This is a genomic window from Lysinibacillus sp. AR18-8 (assembly GCF_001705465.1).
Lineage (GTDB): Bacteria > Bacillota > Bacilli > Bacillales_A > Planococcaceae > Lysinibacillus > Lysinibacillus capsici.
This window is the reverse complement of sequence record NZ_MDGU01000004.1, coordinates 325,000-338,510: the sequence shown is the minus strand read 5'-3', so window position 1 is coordinate 338,510 and position 13,511 is coordinate 325,000. Positions and strand designations below refer to the sequence as shown.

11 protein-coding genes and 1 other annotated feature are annotated in these 13,511 nt (G+C 39.2%); of the genes, 9 read left to right on the top strand and 2 right to left on the bottom strand.

Annotated elements, in window-relative coordinates; translation table 11 throughout:
- Positions 1-125 precede the first annotated feature (125 nt).
- Positions 126-761: a DUF421 domain-containing protein gene (locus BFM98_RS03110; RefSeq protein WP_066036504.1), complete on the top strand. Its 636-nt coding sequence runs from the start codon at positions 126-128 to the stop codon at positions 759-761.
- On the opposite strand, the gene BFM98_RS03105 is transcribed toward BFM98_RS03110, so the two are convergent.
- A complete protein-coding gene (locus BFM98_RS03105; RefSeq protein ID WP_004226701.1) occupies positions 758-2,275 on the bottom strand; it encodes a putative polysaccharide biosynthesis protein in 1,518 nt (505 codons plus the stop codon). The genes BFM98_RS03110 and BFM98_RS03105 overlap by 4 nt on opposite strands.
- Positions 2,276-2,368: 93 nt before the next feature.
- Between BFM98_RS03105 and BFM98_RS03100 the strand changes: the two genes are divergently transcribed.
- On the top strand, positions 2,369-2,677 hold the full coding sequence (locus BFM98_RS03100; protein WP_004226703.1) for a post-transcriptional regulator: 309 nt from the start codon (positions 2,369-2,371) through the stop codon (positions 2,675-2,677).
- Between the two features lie 346 nt (positions 2,678-3,023).
- Positions 3,024-5,291 (top strand): protein translocase subunit SecDF, encoded by a 2,268-nt coding sequence (gene secDF, locus BFM98_RS03095; RefSeq protein ID WP_066036503.1) that lies wholly within the window; start codon positions 3,024-3,026, stop codon positions 5,289-5,291.
- A gap of 106 nt (positions 5,292-5,397) precedes the next feature.
- Here the strand turns inward: secDF and BFM98_RS03090 are convergent, their stop codons facing one another.
- Positions 5,398-7,086, bottom strand: a complete 1,689-nt coding sequence (locus BFM98_RS03090) for a methyl-accepting chemotaxis protein (RefSeq protein WP_066036502.1) — start codon at positions 7,084-7,086, stop codon at positions 5,398-5,400.
- A 320-nt stretch (positions 7,087-7,406) separates the two neighbouring features.
- Positions 7,407-7,648: a binding site (T-box leader), on the top strand.
- Between the two features lie 99 nt (positions 7,649-7,747).
- On the opposite strand from BFM98_RS03090, the gene BFM98_RS03085 reads away from it, so the two are divergent.
- The 6 genes from BFM98_RS03085 to trpA are packed head-to-tail and all read left to right on the top strand — an operon-like array spanning position 7,748 to position 13,505.
- Positions 7,748-9,076: a chorismate-binding protein gene (locus tag BFM98_RS03085; protein ID WP_066036501.1), complete on the top strand. Its 1,329-nt coding sequence runs from the start codon at positions 7,748-7,750 to the stop codon at positions 9,074-9,076.
- Entirely contained in the window at positions 9,076-10,104 is a 1,029-nt protein-coding gene (gene trpD / locus BFM98_RS03080) for an anthranilate phosphoribosyltransferase (protein ID WP_066036500.1), read from the top strand. The genes BFM98_RS03085 and trpD overlap by 1 nt, the downstream gene beginning before the upstream one ends.
- Positions 10,104-10,895 (top strand): indole-3-glycerol phosphate synthase TrpC, encoded by a 792-nt coding sequence (gene trpC, locus BFM98_RS03075; protein WP_066036499.1) that lies wholly within the window; start codon positions 10,104-10,106, stop codon positions 10,893-10,895. The genes trpD and trpC overlap by 1 nt, the downstream gene beginning before the upstream one ends.
- Positions 10,892-11,506, top strand: a complete 615-nt coding sequence (locus BFM98_RS03070; protein WP_054550039.1) for a phosphoribosylanthranilate isomerase — start codon at positions 10,892-10,894, stop codon at positions 11,504-11,506. The genes trpC and BFM98_RS03070 overlap by 4 nt, the downstream gene beginning before the upstream one ends.
- Positions 11,506-12,717: a tryptophan synthase subunit beta gene (gene trpB / locus BFM98_RS03065; RefSeq protein ID WP_066036498.1), complete on the top strand. Its 1,212-nt coding sequence runs from the start codon at positions 11,506-11,508 to the stop codon at positions 12,715-12,717. The genes BFM98_RS03070 and trpB overlap by 1 nt, the downstream gene beginning before the upstream one ends.
- Complete coding sequence (gene trpA, locus BFM98_RS03060) at positions 12,714-13,505, top strand: tryptophan synthase subunit alpha (RefSeq protein ID WP_066036497.1); 792 nt, start codon at positions 12,714-12,716, stop codon at positions 13,503-13,505. The genes trpB and trpA overlap by 4 nt, the downstream gene beginning before the upstream one ends.
- Positions 13,506-13,511: the final 6 nt, after the last annotated feature.

The window sequence follows — 13,511 nt, the reverse complement described above, 5'->3', positions numbered from 1 at the left end:
TTTGCATGTTTATTGTGATAGCATCTAAGCTCTATGTTAGTGTGTACGAACAAGTAGGGACTATTCCTTGAAAACTGTATAAAAAACAATAAGTAAGGTCACCTTGATAGTATGGGGGTGTTTATATGGAAGAATATTACCATATTATTTTTAGAACTTGCTTTTTGTATGTGTTTATCATCATCGTTTTCCGTTTAATGGGTAAACGAGAAGTAGGTGAATTATCAGTCATCGATTTGGTCGTATTTGTATTAATTGCAGAAGTAGCGGCCTTTGCGCTAGACGATTATAAAAATCCTCTCTTTAATGCCATACTACCTATCATTATTTTGCTCTTTATTCAAATATTAAGTGCCTTTTTGTCATTAAAGTTCAAAAAAATACGTGACCTAGTGGATGGTGACCCTGCTTTATTAGTAAAAGACGGTGTTATTTTAGAGAGTGAGATGAGAAAACACCGCTATAATTTAGATGATTTATGTCAGCAATTACGAGAAAACGGAATTGCATCTGTGACAGATGTAGCCTTTGCGTATTTAGAGCCTTCAGGCAATCTTTCTGTCTATAAAAAAGATGAAAAAGCCTTTGTGTATCCATTGATTATCGACGGTGATATCCAAGAGAGACATTTATTTACCATGCATAAAGATGTGGATTGGCTAATGGGTGAGCTAGCAAAAAATAATATTACTGACAGTGAAACGGTATTTTTTTGTATTTGGGAAGACAATAAGCTGCATATCCAATTAAAGGAATCCTAGACTTTCTTCGCCAATTTTTTAATGTAACGGAAATCTGTAATACGCAACTGATTGGTAAATAATAAAAAGGTAAATAGCAAAAATAATGTCACACCACTACTTAAAATAAATGGTAGTGATAGTATTGGAATAAGGAAATACTGGGCGACGCAAACAGCAATAAAACAACTATAAGGCACGACAAACATTCTGAAGCCAGCACGCAGGTTTTTACGTTGTCTAACTGTTGCAATATGCAAGAATGACGTTAGTAATACCCCAAAGCCAATAGCTACAACGGCTCCTTTTTCTTGGATACCTGGTTGAGAGGCAAGTACAAACATCACGAAAAGTTTACCTAGCCCACCATAGATGGAGTTCATCATGGCAGCTCTTGCCTCACCAATTGCCTGTAAGATGGAGTGTAGAGGACTTTGAATATAATAAAAATAAAAAATAGGTGCTAAAATTTTAACGTACCCACGATTTTCTTCTAAATGGAAAAGCTTCATCGCTAATTCATCTCCATGCACAAAGAAATACGTAGCAGCAAAGCAACCCACTAGCGAAGACAATCTTAGGGACACCGAAATTCGTTCCTGTAATAGCGGGATGTGCTGACGAGCGACGGCATCACTAACAGCTGGAATGAGCACAATCGATAAGGCTGTTGATACAAACGCAGGAAATAACAGTAATGGCACCAAAACACCGGAGATGACACCATATAAAATAGTGGCAGCAGAAGCGGTTAAACCGGCCACAGTTAAAGCCTTTAAAAAGATAATCGGCTCTAAAAACCAAGTGAAAGAACCAAAAAGCTTACTGCCTGCAGAGGGAAGGGCAATACGCAACATTGGTGATGCAGGATACCCTTCAATTTTAGTTTTTCGTGTCAATAATTTCTTTTTGGAAACGATATAGTGTAGCCATAAATACAAGAATGCTACAACTTCGGCTAGCAGTGTAATGCCCATTGCCGCCGCAGCCGTGACAGCAGCATTATTGTAATTAGCCACATAGGGTAGCATTAAAGTAATGAAGCTAATACGTACAATTTGTTCGATCATTTGTGCCCATGCTGTCGGTGTAATCTTTGCAACACCTTGTAAATAGGCACGTAATAAGCCAGATCCAACTGATACTGGTACAGCAAAGAGTGCAATCCATAGTGTAAATGTTGTCTGTTCATTATGTAATAGAGTTGTTGAAATATATGGTATTGTTAGTGCAACGAGTGGCATAAAAATGATCATGCCAATGAATGACCAAAGAATGGCTGTACGCATGACACCAAAGATGTTCTCACGTTTATTTTTTGCTAGTAATTCAGCCACTATTTTAGCCACAGCGATAGGTAGTCCTAGTTGAATGAGTGAGATGAAGAAAATAAACGCTGGATAGACGGTCATATAAATACCGACAGCCTCTTCACCAGCAATCCGCATAAATTGCATTCTATAAAAGAAGCCAAAAAGTTTAGATAAAAAAATCACAAACATTAAAAATAATGTACCTCGTACAAAAGAACTCATGCCATCCGTCCCTTCTCAAGCCGCAAAAATTCATTTACACTATTTGTATGCAAGCATGTCTTACGTTACGACTTTGATTGGAGATGATTCAAAATGAGTATGCAATATGAGCAACTATTTGAAAAGATTCGTCCGGCAATTGATAGTAAGATAGCAGAGTTCCAGCATTATCAATATAATGCTATTACAGCCGAAGAACTCTGGCGCTACTGTATTGAAAAAAAATGGCGTAAAAAGAAAGTTGAGCAACTACGTTTACATGAAGTCATTTCTACCATTTTTTCGGTATCACCATCTGATATCGTCTCATTTAATCAAGTAGAGTTTTTACAAAGTAATAATTGGTTTGAAGAAGTCAATACAGACGAGTTACAATTACTGCTTGGTCCAGTCAGAACGTAATCAATGATGTGTCAAATTTTACAATAATTCTAAGAATCCTATACGTGTTGAATTGACACCAAGCGCAACCTGTTTCATAATAAGTGTGTTGCGCTTTTTTTATTTTGAATAAGTTCTTACTTACATAAGTCTTCATTGCTTTTATTGACATTTAGAAGGCTAGTACCTAATAATACTAAGATAAACTTGCGCGTTATGAACGATTGAAATAAGTATAGCAACCTTTTTGAAGCACAGGTAACACGATTCTAGATGAAAAGGAGGATTAAACGTTTCAAAAGGTATTGCTAGTTACTTGTTTGGCGTGTAAGGACAGCCCTTACACCAATTCGAGGAGGATTTATTGATGAAACTAAAAAGTCGTATAGTTGCATTCCTACTGATTATCGTGCTATTGGCAGCAGGTATTAGTACGACTGTAAACGGCGTCTTAAAGGACATCAAGCTTGGTCTTGACTTACAAGGCGGGTTTGAAGTGCTTTACGAGGTAAATGAATTAAAAGAAGGACAAAAAATTACACCAGAAATTGTCACAGCAACATCCACTGCACTTGGTGAACGTGTAAATACGATGGGGGTTAGTGAACCGAGTATTCAGGTTGAGGACAAAAATCGTATTCGTGTGCAATTAGCTGGTGTTGAGGATCAGGAATCGGCACGTAAGTTATTGTCTACTTCTGCGAATTTAACATTCCGTGATGTTGATGATAATTTATTATTAGATGGAGACGATTTGAAAGCTAACGGTGCTAAAGGCTCTTTTGACCAACAAAATCGTCCGATTGTATCCTTAACTTTAAAAGATGCGAAAAAATTTGCTGATATAACAAGTAAAATTGCAGCAAAACCCGCAGGTCAAAATTTACTGGTTGTATGGTTAGACTTTGAAGAGGGTGTCGATTCCTATAAAGCGGAATCACAAAAAGCAAAGCCTCGCTATGCATCTGCAGCAACAGTTAGTCAAACATTAAATACAACAGATGTTATGATTAGCGGTAATTTCTCTGTTGAAGAAACAAAAAATTTAGCAGATATTTTAAATGCTGGGGCATTGCCTGTAAAGCTAGATGAAATTTATTCAACTTCTGTTGGTGCTCAATTTGGTGATGCAGCACTGAAAAGTACTATTTTTGCTGGTATTGTCGGCGTAATAGTTATTTTCTTATTTATGCTATTCTACTATCGTTTACCAGGCTTTATTTCCATCATTACACTGGTTGTGTTTACATTCCTAGTATTAGTGGTCTTTGACTGGATTAATGCGGTATTAACACTCCCAGGTATTGCGGCCATTGTCCTGGGTATAGGGATGGCAGTAGATGCCAATATTTTAGCGGCAGAACGTATACGTGAAGAGCTACGAGTGGGTTATTCCGCTAAACAAGCCTTCCAAATTGGTTCTAAACAATCTTTATCAGCCATTGTCGATGCGCAGTTGACAACTTTATTAGCTGCAGCAGTATTGTTCCAATGGGGAACAAGCTCTGTTAAAGGATTTGCTACAACATTAATTATTAGTATTTTATTGAGCTTCTTAACAGCAGTTTGGGGCTCACGTGTCCTATTAGGACTACTTGTAAACAGTGGCTATTTCAACAGTCCTGCATGGTTTGGTATTGCAAAATCTAAACAGCATAGTCTAGATGAAAATATTGGTACATTAGATTTATCAACGAAATTCGATCGATTTGACTTTGTTCACAACCGTAAGAAATTCTATACGTTCTCATTAGCCATTTTAGTGGCTGGTTTAGTGGTTCTTGGCATCTTCCGCCTTAACCTAGGTATCGATTTCTCAAGCGGTACTCGTGTCCAAATTGAATCGAATCAAACATTAACAAAAGAAGAAGTGTCCAAATATCTAGATAGCATTGATTTTTCATCAGAAGATATCATACTCTCTGGTGAGAAAAGTAATACAGCAGTCATTCGCTATAAAGATGACCTTACACAAGCAGAAATTTTAGAATTTAAAAAAGAAGCTGGCGAAAAATATGGTCATGAACCAGCTGTAAGTACTGTATCGCCTACAGTTGGTAAGGAACTTGTAAAAAATGCGATTAAGGCTTTATCTCTTGCAGCAATAGGGATTATCATTTATGTAGCAGTTCGTTTTGAATGGCGCATGGGTATTGGTGCAATTGTTTCATTATTGCATGATGTATTCTTAATTGTTGCCGTCTTTAGCTTCATGCGTTTAGAAGTAGATATTACGTTTATTGCGGCTGTATTAACAATTGTTGGGTATTCCATCAATGATACGATTGTTACCTTTGACCGTATGCGGGAAAACTTAGATCGTTATGATACCATTAATGACCGTGAAGTATTGGCGAATATCGTGAATAAATCGCTACGCCAAACAATGGGTCGTTCGGTTAATACAGTATTAACTGTAATTATCGTTGTTGTAGCCCTATTAATTTTTGGTGCACCATCTATTCAAAACTTCTCTATCGCGTTATTGATTGGTTTGATTACAGGTATGTATTCTTCAATCTGTATCGCAGCTCAAATCTGGTATTCATTAAAAATTCGTGAAATGAAAAAATCAGATGGGAAGCTACGTAAAAAAGAGAAGAAACAATGGGGTACAGACGAGCCTACTGTATAATATAATGAGCAGAGAATGGAAAACATATAGTTTTCTATTCTCTGCTTTTTTCATGCAAAAAAAACTGCTGCCTTTTATAAAAAGCAGCAGATTTTTCATATAGTATTTACAATTTAAATTGCTGGATTAAGCCTTGTAGCTGTTGCGCATTTTCACTTAATTCTTCTGCGACAGTATTTACCTGCTGCATGGTCGCAACTTGCTCGTCAACAGATTCTGCAATCATATGAGAATTCGTTGCTGATTCGTTAGAAACATTGGCAATTTCCGTGACAGAAGCTGCAACCTGCTCTGCACTAGCAGAGATTTCTTCAGATGTGGCAGAAATTTCTTTAATTTGCTCTGTGAATGCAGCAACAGCAGAGGTGATGGAGTAGAAAGCATCTCCAGCCTCATGAATTTTGGCTACACCATCCTTTACAGAAGCTAAACCATTATTTACTGATGCTGCAACATTTTGTGTATCTGTTAGAATTTCTCTTGTAATAGCAACGATTTGGCTAGCAGATTGATTCGATTCCTCAGCAAGTTTTCGTACCTCATCCGCTACGACTGCAAAGCCTTTCCCATGTTCTCCTGCTCTTGCTGCTTCAATAGCTGCATTTAGTGCCAGTAAATTTGTTTGTTCTGAAATTGCTGTAATCACTGTTGTAATTTGCCCAATTTCTTCTGATTGCTTACTTAGTTTTTGCGTTAATGTTGCAATATCAGAAGTTGCTAGTGCGATCATATTCATCTGTTCTTTTGCTGTTGCAATCGTTGCACCACCTGTATGGGCAAGCTGCGTCAGATTTTCTGCATTGTGATGAAGACTTTGAGTCGCCTCCGCAATGCGTTGGACACCTGATGCAGTTTCATCCATTGCCACAGCACTTTGCTGAGAGGCACTAGCAGAAGAAGTGATATGTGTTACATTATTTTGAATTCGTTGAGCAATATTATCGGAAGTTGCAGTTACTTCTTCAGTGCTAGCAGAAAGCTCTTCTGAAACAGCCGATAAATGGGATGCACTATCTTGAATGTTAGTCATTAAACCAGCTAGATTTTGTTTTAATGTATTGACTGCATTGGCAAGTGTACCGATCTCATCTTTTGATTGATGGTCAAGCTCAGCAATTGTTAAATCACCTTGTGCTAATGTATCTGCTGCTCCAATAACCTTGCGTAGGGGCAGGACAATGGAGGCTTTGACCATATGCATAAAATATAAACCAATAATAATACTTGCAAGGAGAAGGCTAATAGCAATGATAATAGCGCGTGAAACGGTTTGATTAACAGATTGGTCAACATTTTGAAGCTGTTCATCGTGATAAGCTAATAATTCAGTTGTTAACTTAAAAATGTCCTTATTGTATTTTGTAACATCATTATTGATGATTGAGAGTGCTAGATCCGTGTTGCCACTATTAAACGCTTGTAAAGCCTTCTGTGAATTTGACAGTAACTCTTTTTGCAATTCCGTGATTTGCTGCATAATATTTTTTGTATAATCTGATCGAACAATAGTAGAAAGTTCATGAACTGTTTCAGGTAACAACTTTTCATAGCGATCTAAATTGGCCTTAGCTGTTTCGTCCTTCTTATTTAAAATATAGGAGCGTAAAAATAAACCTTGAGACGCAAGTTGTTGTTGGATTTTATCTGTTAATTGGATTTGCACCATCCGATGCTTTAATACTTCTTCTAAATCATTCTGAGTTGTTTTAAATTGAATAAATGATACGATGCTTGAGATAAAAAGTAAACATGTTAAGGAAATGAATCCTATATTTAATTTTTTGCGAACGGACATAAACTTCCTACTTTCTTTTATTATATGGAAAAAATTGATGTTCTGAAATTACTATAACTTGATATATTTACATGGTCAATAGTCAAGGAATTTTCAATCGTAGGAAATCTTATTCTCCAATAAGTTTTTATAGAAGGATAATATACCTACTTTTGATTCCTCTGATAAAATAGGAATTTCAACTTTTTTCGTCAGAATTGATTGACAATAGTATTGGATTGGCATAGAATTAAGGCTAACTTTTTGTTCGGTCAAGGTAGAAGATCTCGGGAGCGAGGTCAGCCACAGAACAGATGAGCTGAGTTTAGATGAGAATAGCTGAGAAATTGTTGAATAAGAGTAGTAGCCTAAGTGTGTAATAAAGAGAGTCAGTGGCTGGTGTAAACTGATTTACAGCTTATGTGAATGGACTTATGAGAGTCGCTTATAAAAAAGCGAACGTGATTCCCCACGTTATAGGGGTGCTTTCAAGGTATGGTTTACCATAGCCATGATGTAAAGCACAAAAGTGAGAGCATATGCTCTAATATGAGGTGGCAACGCGGTCATAATCGTCCTCTGCAATTAGGAATAATCCTTTTTGCAGAGGGCTTTTTTATTTTCATTCAGCATTCGTCTAGACATTAGCTAAAGGAATCTTTGAAAAAGGAGCAAAATAGCTATGCAAATAACGAGTTCAAGAACAAAAATGAAAACGATCAATGGCGATTCTTTAACACCTATTTTGATTTTTAGGCGTTTACAGGGAAAACATAAATTTTTATTGGAAAGTTCTACCCAACACGAAGGAGCTGGAAGATTTTCCTTCATTGGTGCTAATCCACGAAAAACATATAAAGGTGTGGGCCAAGAAATCCAAGAGGTTTCCTATAAAACAGGAAAAACATACGTGCATCAAGGGGAACTTATTGTTCTTCTTAAACGCCTCATGCCACGTATTTCCAATACGACGCAATTTCCATTTTCAGGAGGTGCCGTTGGATATATAGGCTTTGGCGGTACAACGATGTTCGTAGATAAAAAAATAGAACTGCCTGATGCTTATTTTCATGTCTATGAAACGATTATTGTCTTCGATCATCAAACAGATGAAGTGACATTGATTCATACAAATATAGATGCAGAAAAGCAGGAACCTGATTTGGAAGAATTGGCTCAACAAATAGTAAACGGGCATATCAGTGACGAAGCATCTTATCGTTATCAACCGCTTGATACTACAACAAACCAATCATTTGCAACGGTTTTACAGACAATGCAAGCCAACTTACATGATGACATAACAAGGGTAGTTTTGCCGAACCGCAATGTAGCCAATTTTCAAGGTGATACGTTGGCTTTGTATCGACAGCTACGTAAAAAAAAGCCTGCAGCCTATATGTATTATATTGAATTTGAGGATCATGTTGTGTTAGGTACTTCTCCTGAAAGTCTAATCCGAGTAAAAGGTGAAAGCGTTATTGCGACTCCTACAGAGGGAACATATCCGCGAGGGGAAACAAAAAATGAAGAACTAGAAAATGAACGTAAATTATACAACCATGAAAGCATTAGGCAATCACATGCACTTCTTGTTAGGGCTATTCAGCAAGAATTACAGTCGGTTTGTTTCCGAGATTCTGTTCAGGTCATGGAGGCTATGCGTATCCAGCGGTCCAAAAAGGCACTGCACATGACGACTAGGGTGGAAGGAAAGCTTTTACCAATGCTTCATGCCCTGGATGTTTTAGCAGCAACCATATCCCCACTTTCAGCAACGGAGCATCCGTATGCAGCTGGTTATTTTGGTGCTCTCGGCTTTATTGGATTTAATGGTCATTTGGATTTTGCCTTAACAGGTCAATCTATTGTAGTTAAACAGGATACCATGCATTTGCAAGCAACAATAACTGTTACCAAATATACAAATGTGCAAAACGTTTTACATCAAGTGCAAGAGGAAGAACAGGCATTTTTACAGTTACTGGTGAACAATGGGGGGCAAAACTAATGGAAAGATTACAAGGGAAAGTACTGCAGGGAACACATCTCATGTACGAAGAAATGCTACAGGCAGCGCAATGGTTATTTCAGGATGATACTCCTAAAGAAGAAATAGCAAGCTTTTTAACAGCTTTAGCTGCGAAGGGAGAAACTGCACATGAAGTAGCCGCATTAGCAACTATTATGCGATCTTTTGCTCTTGATATAGCCGTAAAAGAAGGTAGCTATATGGATAATTGCGGTACAGGTGGAGATGGTCTTCATACTTTTAATATCAGTACAGCTTCTGCTTTCGTGTTAGCTGGGGCAGGTGTCAAAATTGCCAAGCATGGGAACCGTAAAATCTCTTCCTCCTCTGGTAGCTCAGATGTGCTAGAGGCACTAGGTATTCATACAGCTATTTCCATCCCACAAACAGCCCATTTGCTAGAGCGAGAGGGAATCGCTTTTATTTATGCACCGAATGTTCATCCGAAATTAAAGAGAATTGGTGAAGTTCGCCGTTCATTAGGAAAACCGACAATCTTTAATCTTGTTGGTCCTTTAACAAATCCGGTCCCATTATCCACACAATTTACAGGCATTAATCGACCGAATTTTGTCATGGAATATGCCTCAGTCTTACAAATGCTTGGACGTGAGCGGGCCATTGTCGTCTCAGGACCACAAGGCTTAGACGAGGCTTCATTAGCAGGTCAAAATACATTGGTTTTAGTAGATAAAGGAGATTTAATTCCCTTTTCCCTAAATGCAGAAGATGTCGGTCTTCAAATGGCCCCTTTAGAGGCCATCCGTGGTGGCAATGCAGATGAAAATGCGGTGATTATGCAAAAAATATTGGCTGGGGAACGGAGTCCTTATTTAGATACAGTAGTATTAAATGCTGGCATCGGCTTATTTGGCTATGGTCAAGCGGAAACCATCAAAGAGGGTGTTGCTATGGCAAAGGAAAGTATTTTTAGCGGTAGAGCACAACAAAAATTAGAGGCGGTTGTAACATATAGCATGCAAATTAAAGAAGTGGAGGTAGGGTAATGAATATACTCAATAAAATATTACTGCAAAAAAAGATTGAGGTAGGTGCTTTATTAGAGCAGCCAGATCCTTTAGCAAACTTTACAGAAACGCCACGTCGCTCGTTCATTGAATCATTGTGTCAAGCTCATACACTGCAAGTCATCGCGGAAATGAAGCGTGCTTCCCCTTCAAAAGGGTTAATAGCTGGCGGAGCAGACCCAGTTTCTCAAGCAAAAGTCTATGCACTAGCAGGAGCAGCAGCTATTTCGGTCTTAACAGACAAGGAATTTTTTAAAGGCTCCTTTGAAGATTTAGCAGCAGTTGCTGCTGCTGTAGATACCCCACTTCTTTGTAAGGATTTTATGATTGATCGAGTGCAGATTCGATTTGCCAAGGCGGCAGGTGCATCCATTATTTTATTAATTGTGGCAGCCTTAACAGACGATGCCTTACGTGATTTATATAGCTATGCAACGGGCTTAGGCCTAGAGGTTTTAGTGGAAGTACACGATTGTGAAGAGCTTGAACGCGCTCTTGCGGTAGATGCAAAGTTAATTGGCGTTAATAATCGTGATTTACGTACCTTTGAAGTAAGCCTAGAGCGCACCAGAGAAATTGCTAATGTGTTTCCATTTGATGAGAATCGAGTATTAATTAGTGAGAGTGGCATATGGACGCAGGACGATGCGAAGCTAGTAGCTTCGATGGGGGCTAGTGGTGTCCTAGTAGGTGAAGCTTTGATGAGGAGTGGAGATGCGGGGCAAGCACTACGAGATTTGCAAGTAAGTAAAGAGGGGGCATCGGTATGACAAAGGTCAAAATTTGTGGTCTACAGGAGCAAGAACATGTCAAAACAGCTGTTCATGCTGGTGCAGATGCTATAGGGTTTGTTTTTGCACCGAGTAAACGCCGTGTATCCATTGAGCAAGCCCAACAGTTAGCGAAGCATGTACCACAAGGTGTTTTAAAAATAGGTGTCTTTGTGAATCCAACGTCAGCCGAATTAAAGGAAGCAGTAGAGCGAGTGCCCTTAGATTATGTGCAATATCATGGGGAGGAAACGCCAGCATTTATTCAGGAGCAAGGTTATCCCGCCATAAAGGCATTATCGATACGAGAAAAAGAGGATGTTCAAGCGGCTGCTAGCTATCAGGTAGATTATTATTTATTTGACGCGCCTGGTACAGAGTTTAAAGGCGGGAGTGGTCACACTTTTGATTGGACACTCCTTGAGCAAGTAGGGATTCCCAAAGAAAAATTACTATTAGCGGGTGGTCTCAATGTAGACAATATTGAAGCGGCTATTACGGATGTAGGGCCTTTTATGGTGGATGTTTCAAGTGGTGTAGAAACAGATGGAAGCAAGGATTCTACCAAAATACAAGCTTTTTTACAGGCAGTAAAGAGGGGGAGCAGATGATGGGAATATCAATAGCAAATAGTGTACCGACAAAAGAAGGGCGTTTTGGACAATTTGGTGGTCGGTTTGTGCCCGAAACATTAATGACAGCCTTGCTTGAATTAGAAGCTGCTTATGAGCAAGCATTACTAGACCCTGCATTTACAGAGGAGCTGTCCTATTATTTAGAAGACTATGTTGGCCGCGAAACACCGCTCTATTACGCAGAAAATTTAACGAAGGCGCTAGATGGAGCAAAGATTTATTTAAAGCGTGAAGATTTAAACCATACAGGTGCACATAAAATTAATAATGCGATTGGGCAAGCACTTCTAGCCAAACGCATGGGTAAAAAGAAAATCGTTGCTGAAACAGGAGCTGGTCAGCATGGTGTGGCAACAGCTACTGCATGTGCATTATTAAATCTAGAATGTGTTGTATTTATGGGAGCAGAAGATATAAAACGTCAGCAGTTAAATGTCTTTCGTATGGAGTTGCTTGGCACAAAGGTTCAATCGGTGGAAAGTGGTTCTAAAACATTAAAGGATGCTGTGAACGCTGCCCTACGTTACTGGGTGACAAATGTTGAGGATACACATTATATTTTAGGCTCTGCCTTAGGTCCTCACCCATTCCCAAAAATTGTTCGGGACTTTCAGCGTGTCATTGGAGTAGAAACAAGAAGGCAAATCGTGCAAAAAGAGGGGCGTTTACCTGATGCAGTTGTTGCCTGTATTGGAGGTGGCAGTAATGCAATCGGTATGTTTCACCCATTCGTTGATGATGAATCAGTTGCCTTATACGGTGTTGAAGCAGCAGGAAGTGGTCTTGAAACTGGGAAGCATGCTGCTGCCATCGCAGGTGGAAAATTAGGTGTATTACATGGCGCCTACATGTATTTATTACAGGATGAAAACGGCTTTGTCCAAGAAGCACATTCTATTTCAGCTGGGTTAGATTATCCAGGGAAAGGACCAGAGCATTGTTATTTACATGATATTGGTCGAGCTCAATTTGACTCCATCACAGATGCTGAAGCACTGGAGGCACTAAAATTATTAAGCCGAACAGAAGGGATACTGCCTGCACTTGAAAGTTCTCATGCTATTGCTTATACGGCAAAACTTGCAAAGACCATGGCAAAAGATCAGATCATTGTTGTGTGCTTATCTGGTCGAGGAGATAAAGATGTTCACACAGTTCGAGCAGCACTAGGGGGGGATGTAAAATGACAACTTTACAGCAAGCGATCGATCAGGCAAAAGCTGAAGGTCATAAAGCTTTTATACCTTATATCATGGCAGGTGACGGAGGGCTAGAGACCATTAAGCCAACTATTTTAAAACTGCAGCAATTAGAGGTAACAGCTATTGAAGTAGGGATTCCTTTTACAGATCCTGTTGCCGATGGTCCAACAATCGAACGAGCAGGAGAACGTGCACTCAAAGCTGGTGTGACATTAAGAAACGTGTTGCAAACACTCGCGTCATTTAGAGATGAAATAACAGTGCCTCTCGTAGTCATGACTTATTTCAATCCAGTATTAGCATATGGCTTAAAGTCTTTTGCGCAAGCCTGTGTAGCTGGAGGAGTTAAGGGATTAATTGTACCAGATGTCCCATTGGAAGAGAGCGAGTTGTTACGTGATGCATTAAATCCATATGGCATTGATGTGGTACAGCTTATCTCATTGACAAGCCCTCCAGAGCGTATAGCACGCATCGCAGCAGCTAGTCAGGGTTTTGTTTATGCAGTGACCGTTAATGGGATCACAGGAGCAAGATCGCGTTTTGCCGATAATTTAGAACAGCATTTTGCAAGCTTACGTCAAGCAAGTCCAATCCCTGTGCTTGCAGGCTTTGGTATTTCAACACCAGAGCAAGTGAAAAAGATGGGGGCTTTGGGAGATGGTGTAATTGTCGGTAGTGCCATTGTGACGGCATTGCATCAAGGAGATTTGGCAACGGTGGAAGCATTAGTAGCCGCCTCGAAAGGTATGTTAGAAAAGTCTACTCTTTAGAAGAGT

Coding starts and splice junctions, on each gene's coding strand:
- BFM98_RS03110 (WP_066036504.1), top strand. CDS start 126: ATGGAAGAATATTACCATATTATTTTTAGAACTTGCTTTTTGTATGTG.
- BFM98_RS03105 (WP_004226701.1), bottom strand. CDS start 2,275: ATGAGTTCTTTTGTACGAGGTACATTATTTTTAATGTTTGTGATTTTT.
- BFM98_RS03100 (WP_004226703.1), top strand. CDS start 2,369: ATGAGTATGCAATATGAGCAACTATTTGAAAAGATTCGTCCGGCAATT.
- secDF (WP_066036503.1), top strand. CDS start 3,024: ATGAAACTAAAAAGTCGTATAGTTGCATTCCTACTGATTATCGTGCTA.
- BFM98_RS03090 (WP_066036502.1), bottom strand. CDS start 7,086: ATGTCCGTTCGCAAAAAATTAAATATAGGATTCATTTCCTTAACATGT.
- BFM98_RS03085 (WP_066036501.1), top strand. CDS start 7,748: ATGCAAATAACGAGTTCAAGAACAAAAATGAAAACGATCAATGGCGAT.
- trpD (WP_066036500.1), top strand. CDS start 9,076: ATGGAAAGATTACAAGGGAAAGTACTGCAGGGAACACATCTCATGTAC.
- trpC (WP_066036499.1), top strand. CDS start 10,104: ATGAATATACTCAATAAAATATTACTGCAAAAAAAGATTGAGGTAGGT.
- BFM98_RS03070 (WP_054550039.1), top strand. CDS start 10,892: ATGACAAAGGTCAAAATTTGTGGTCTACAGGAGCAAGAACATGTCAAA.
- trpB (WP_066036498.1), top strand. CDS start 11,506: ATGGGAATATCAATAGCAAATAGTGTACCGACAAAAGAAGGGCGTTTT.
- trpA (WP_066036497.1), top strand. CDS start 12,714: ATGACAACTTTACAGCAAGCGATCGATCAGGCAAAAGCTGAAGGTCAT.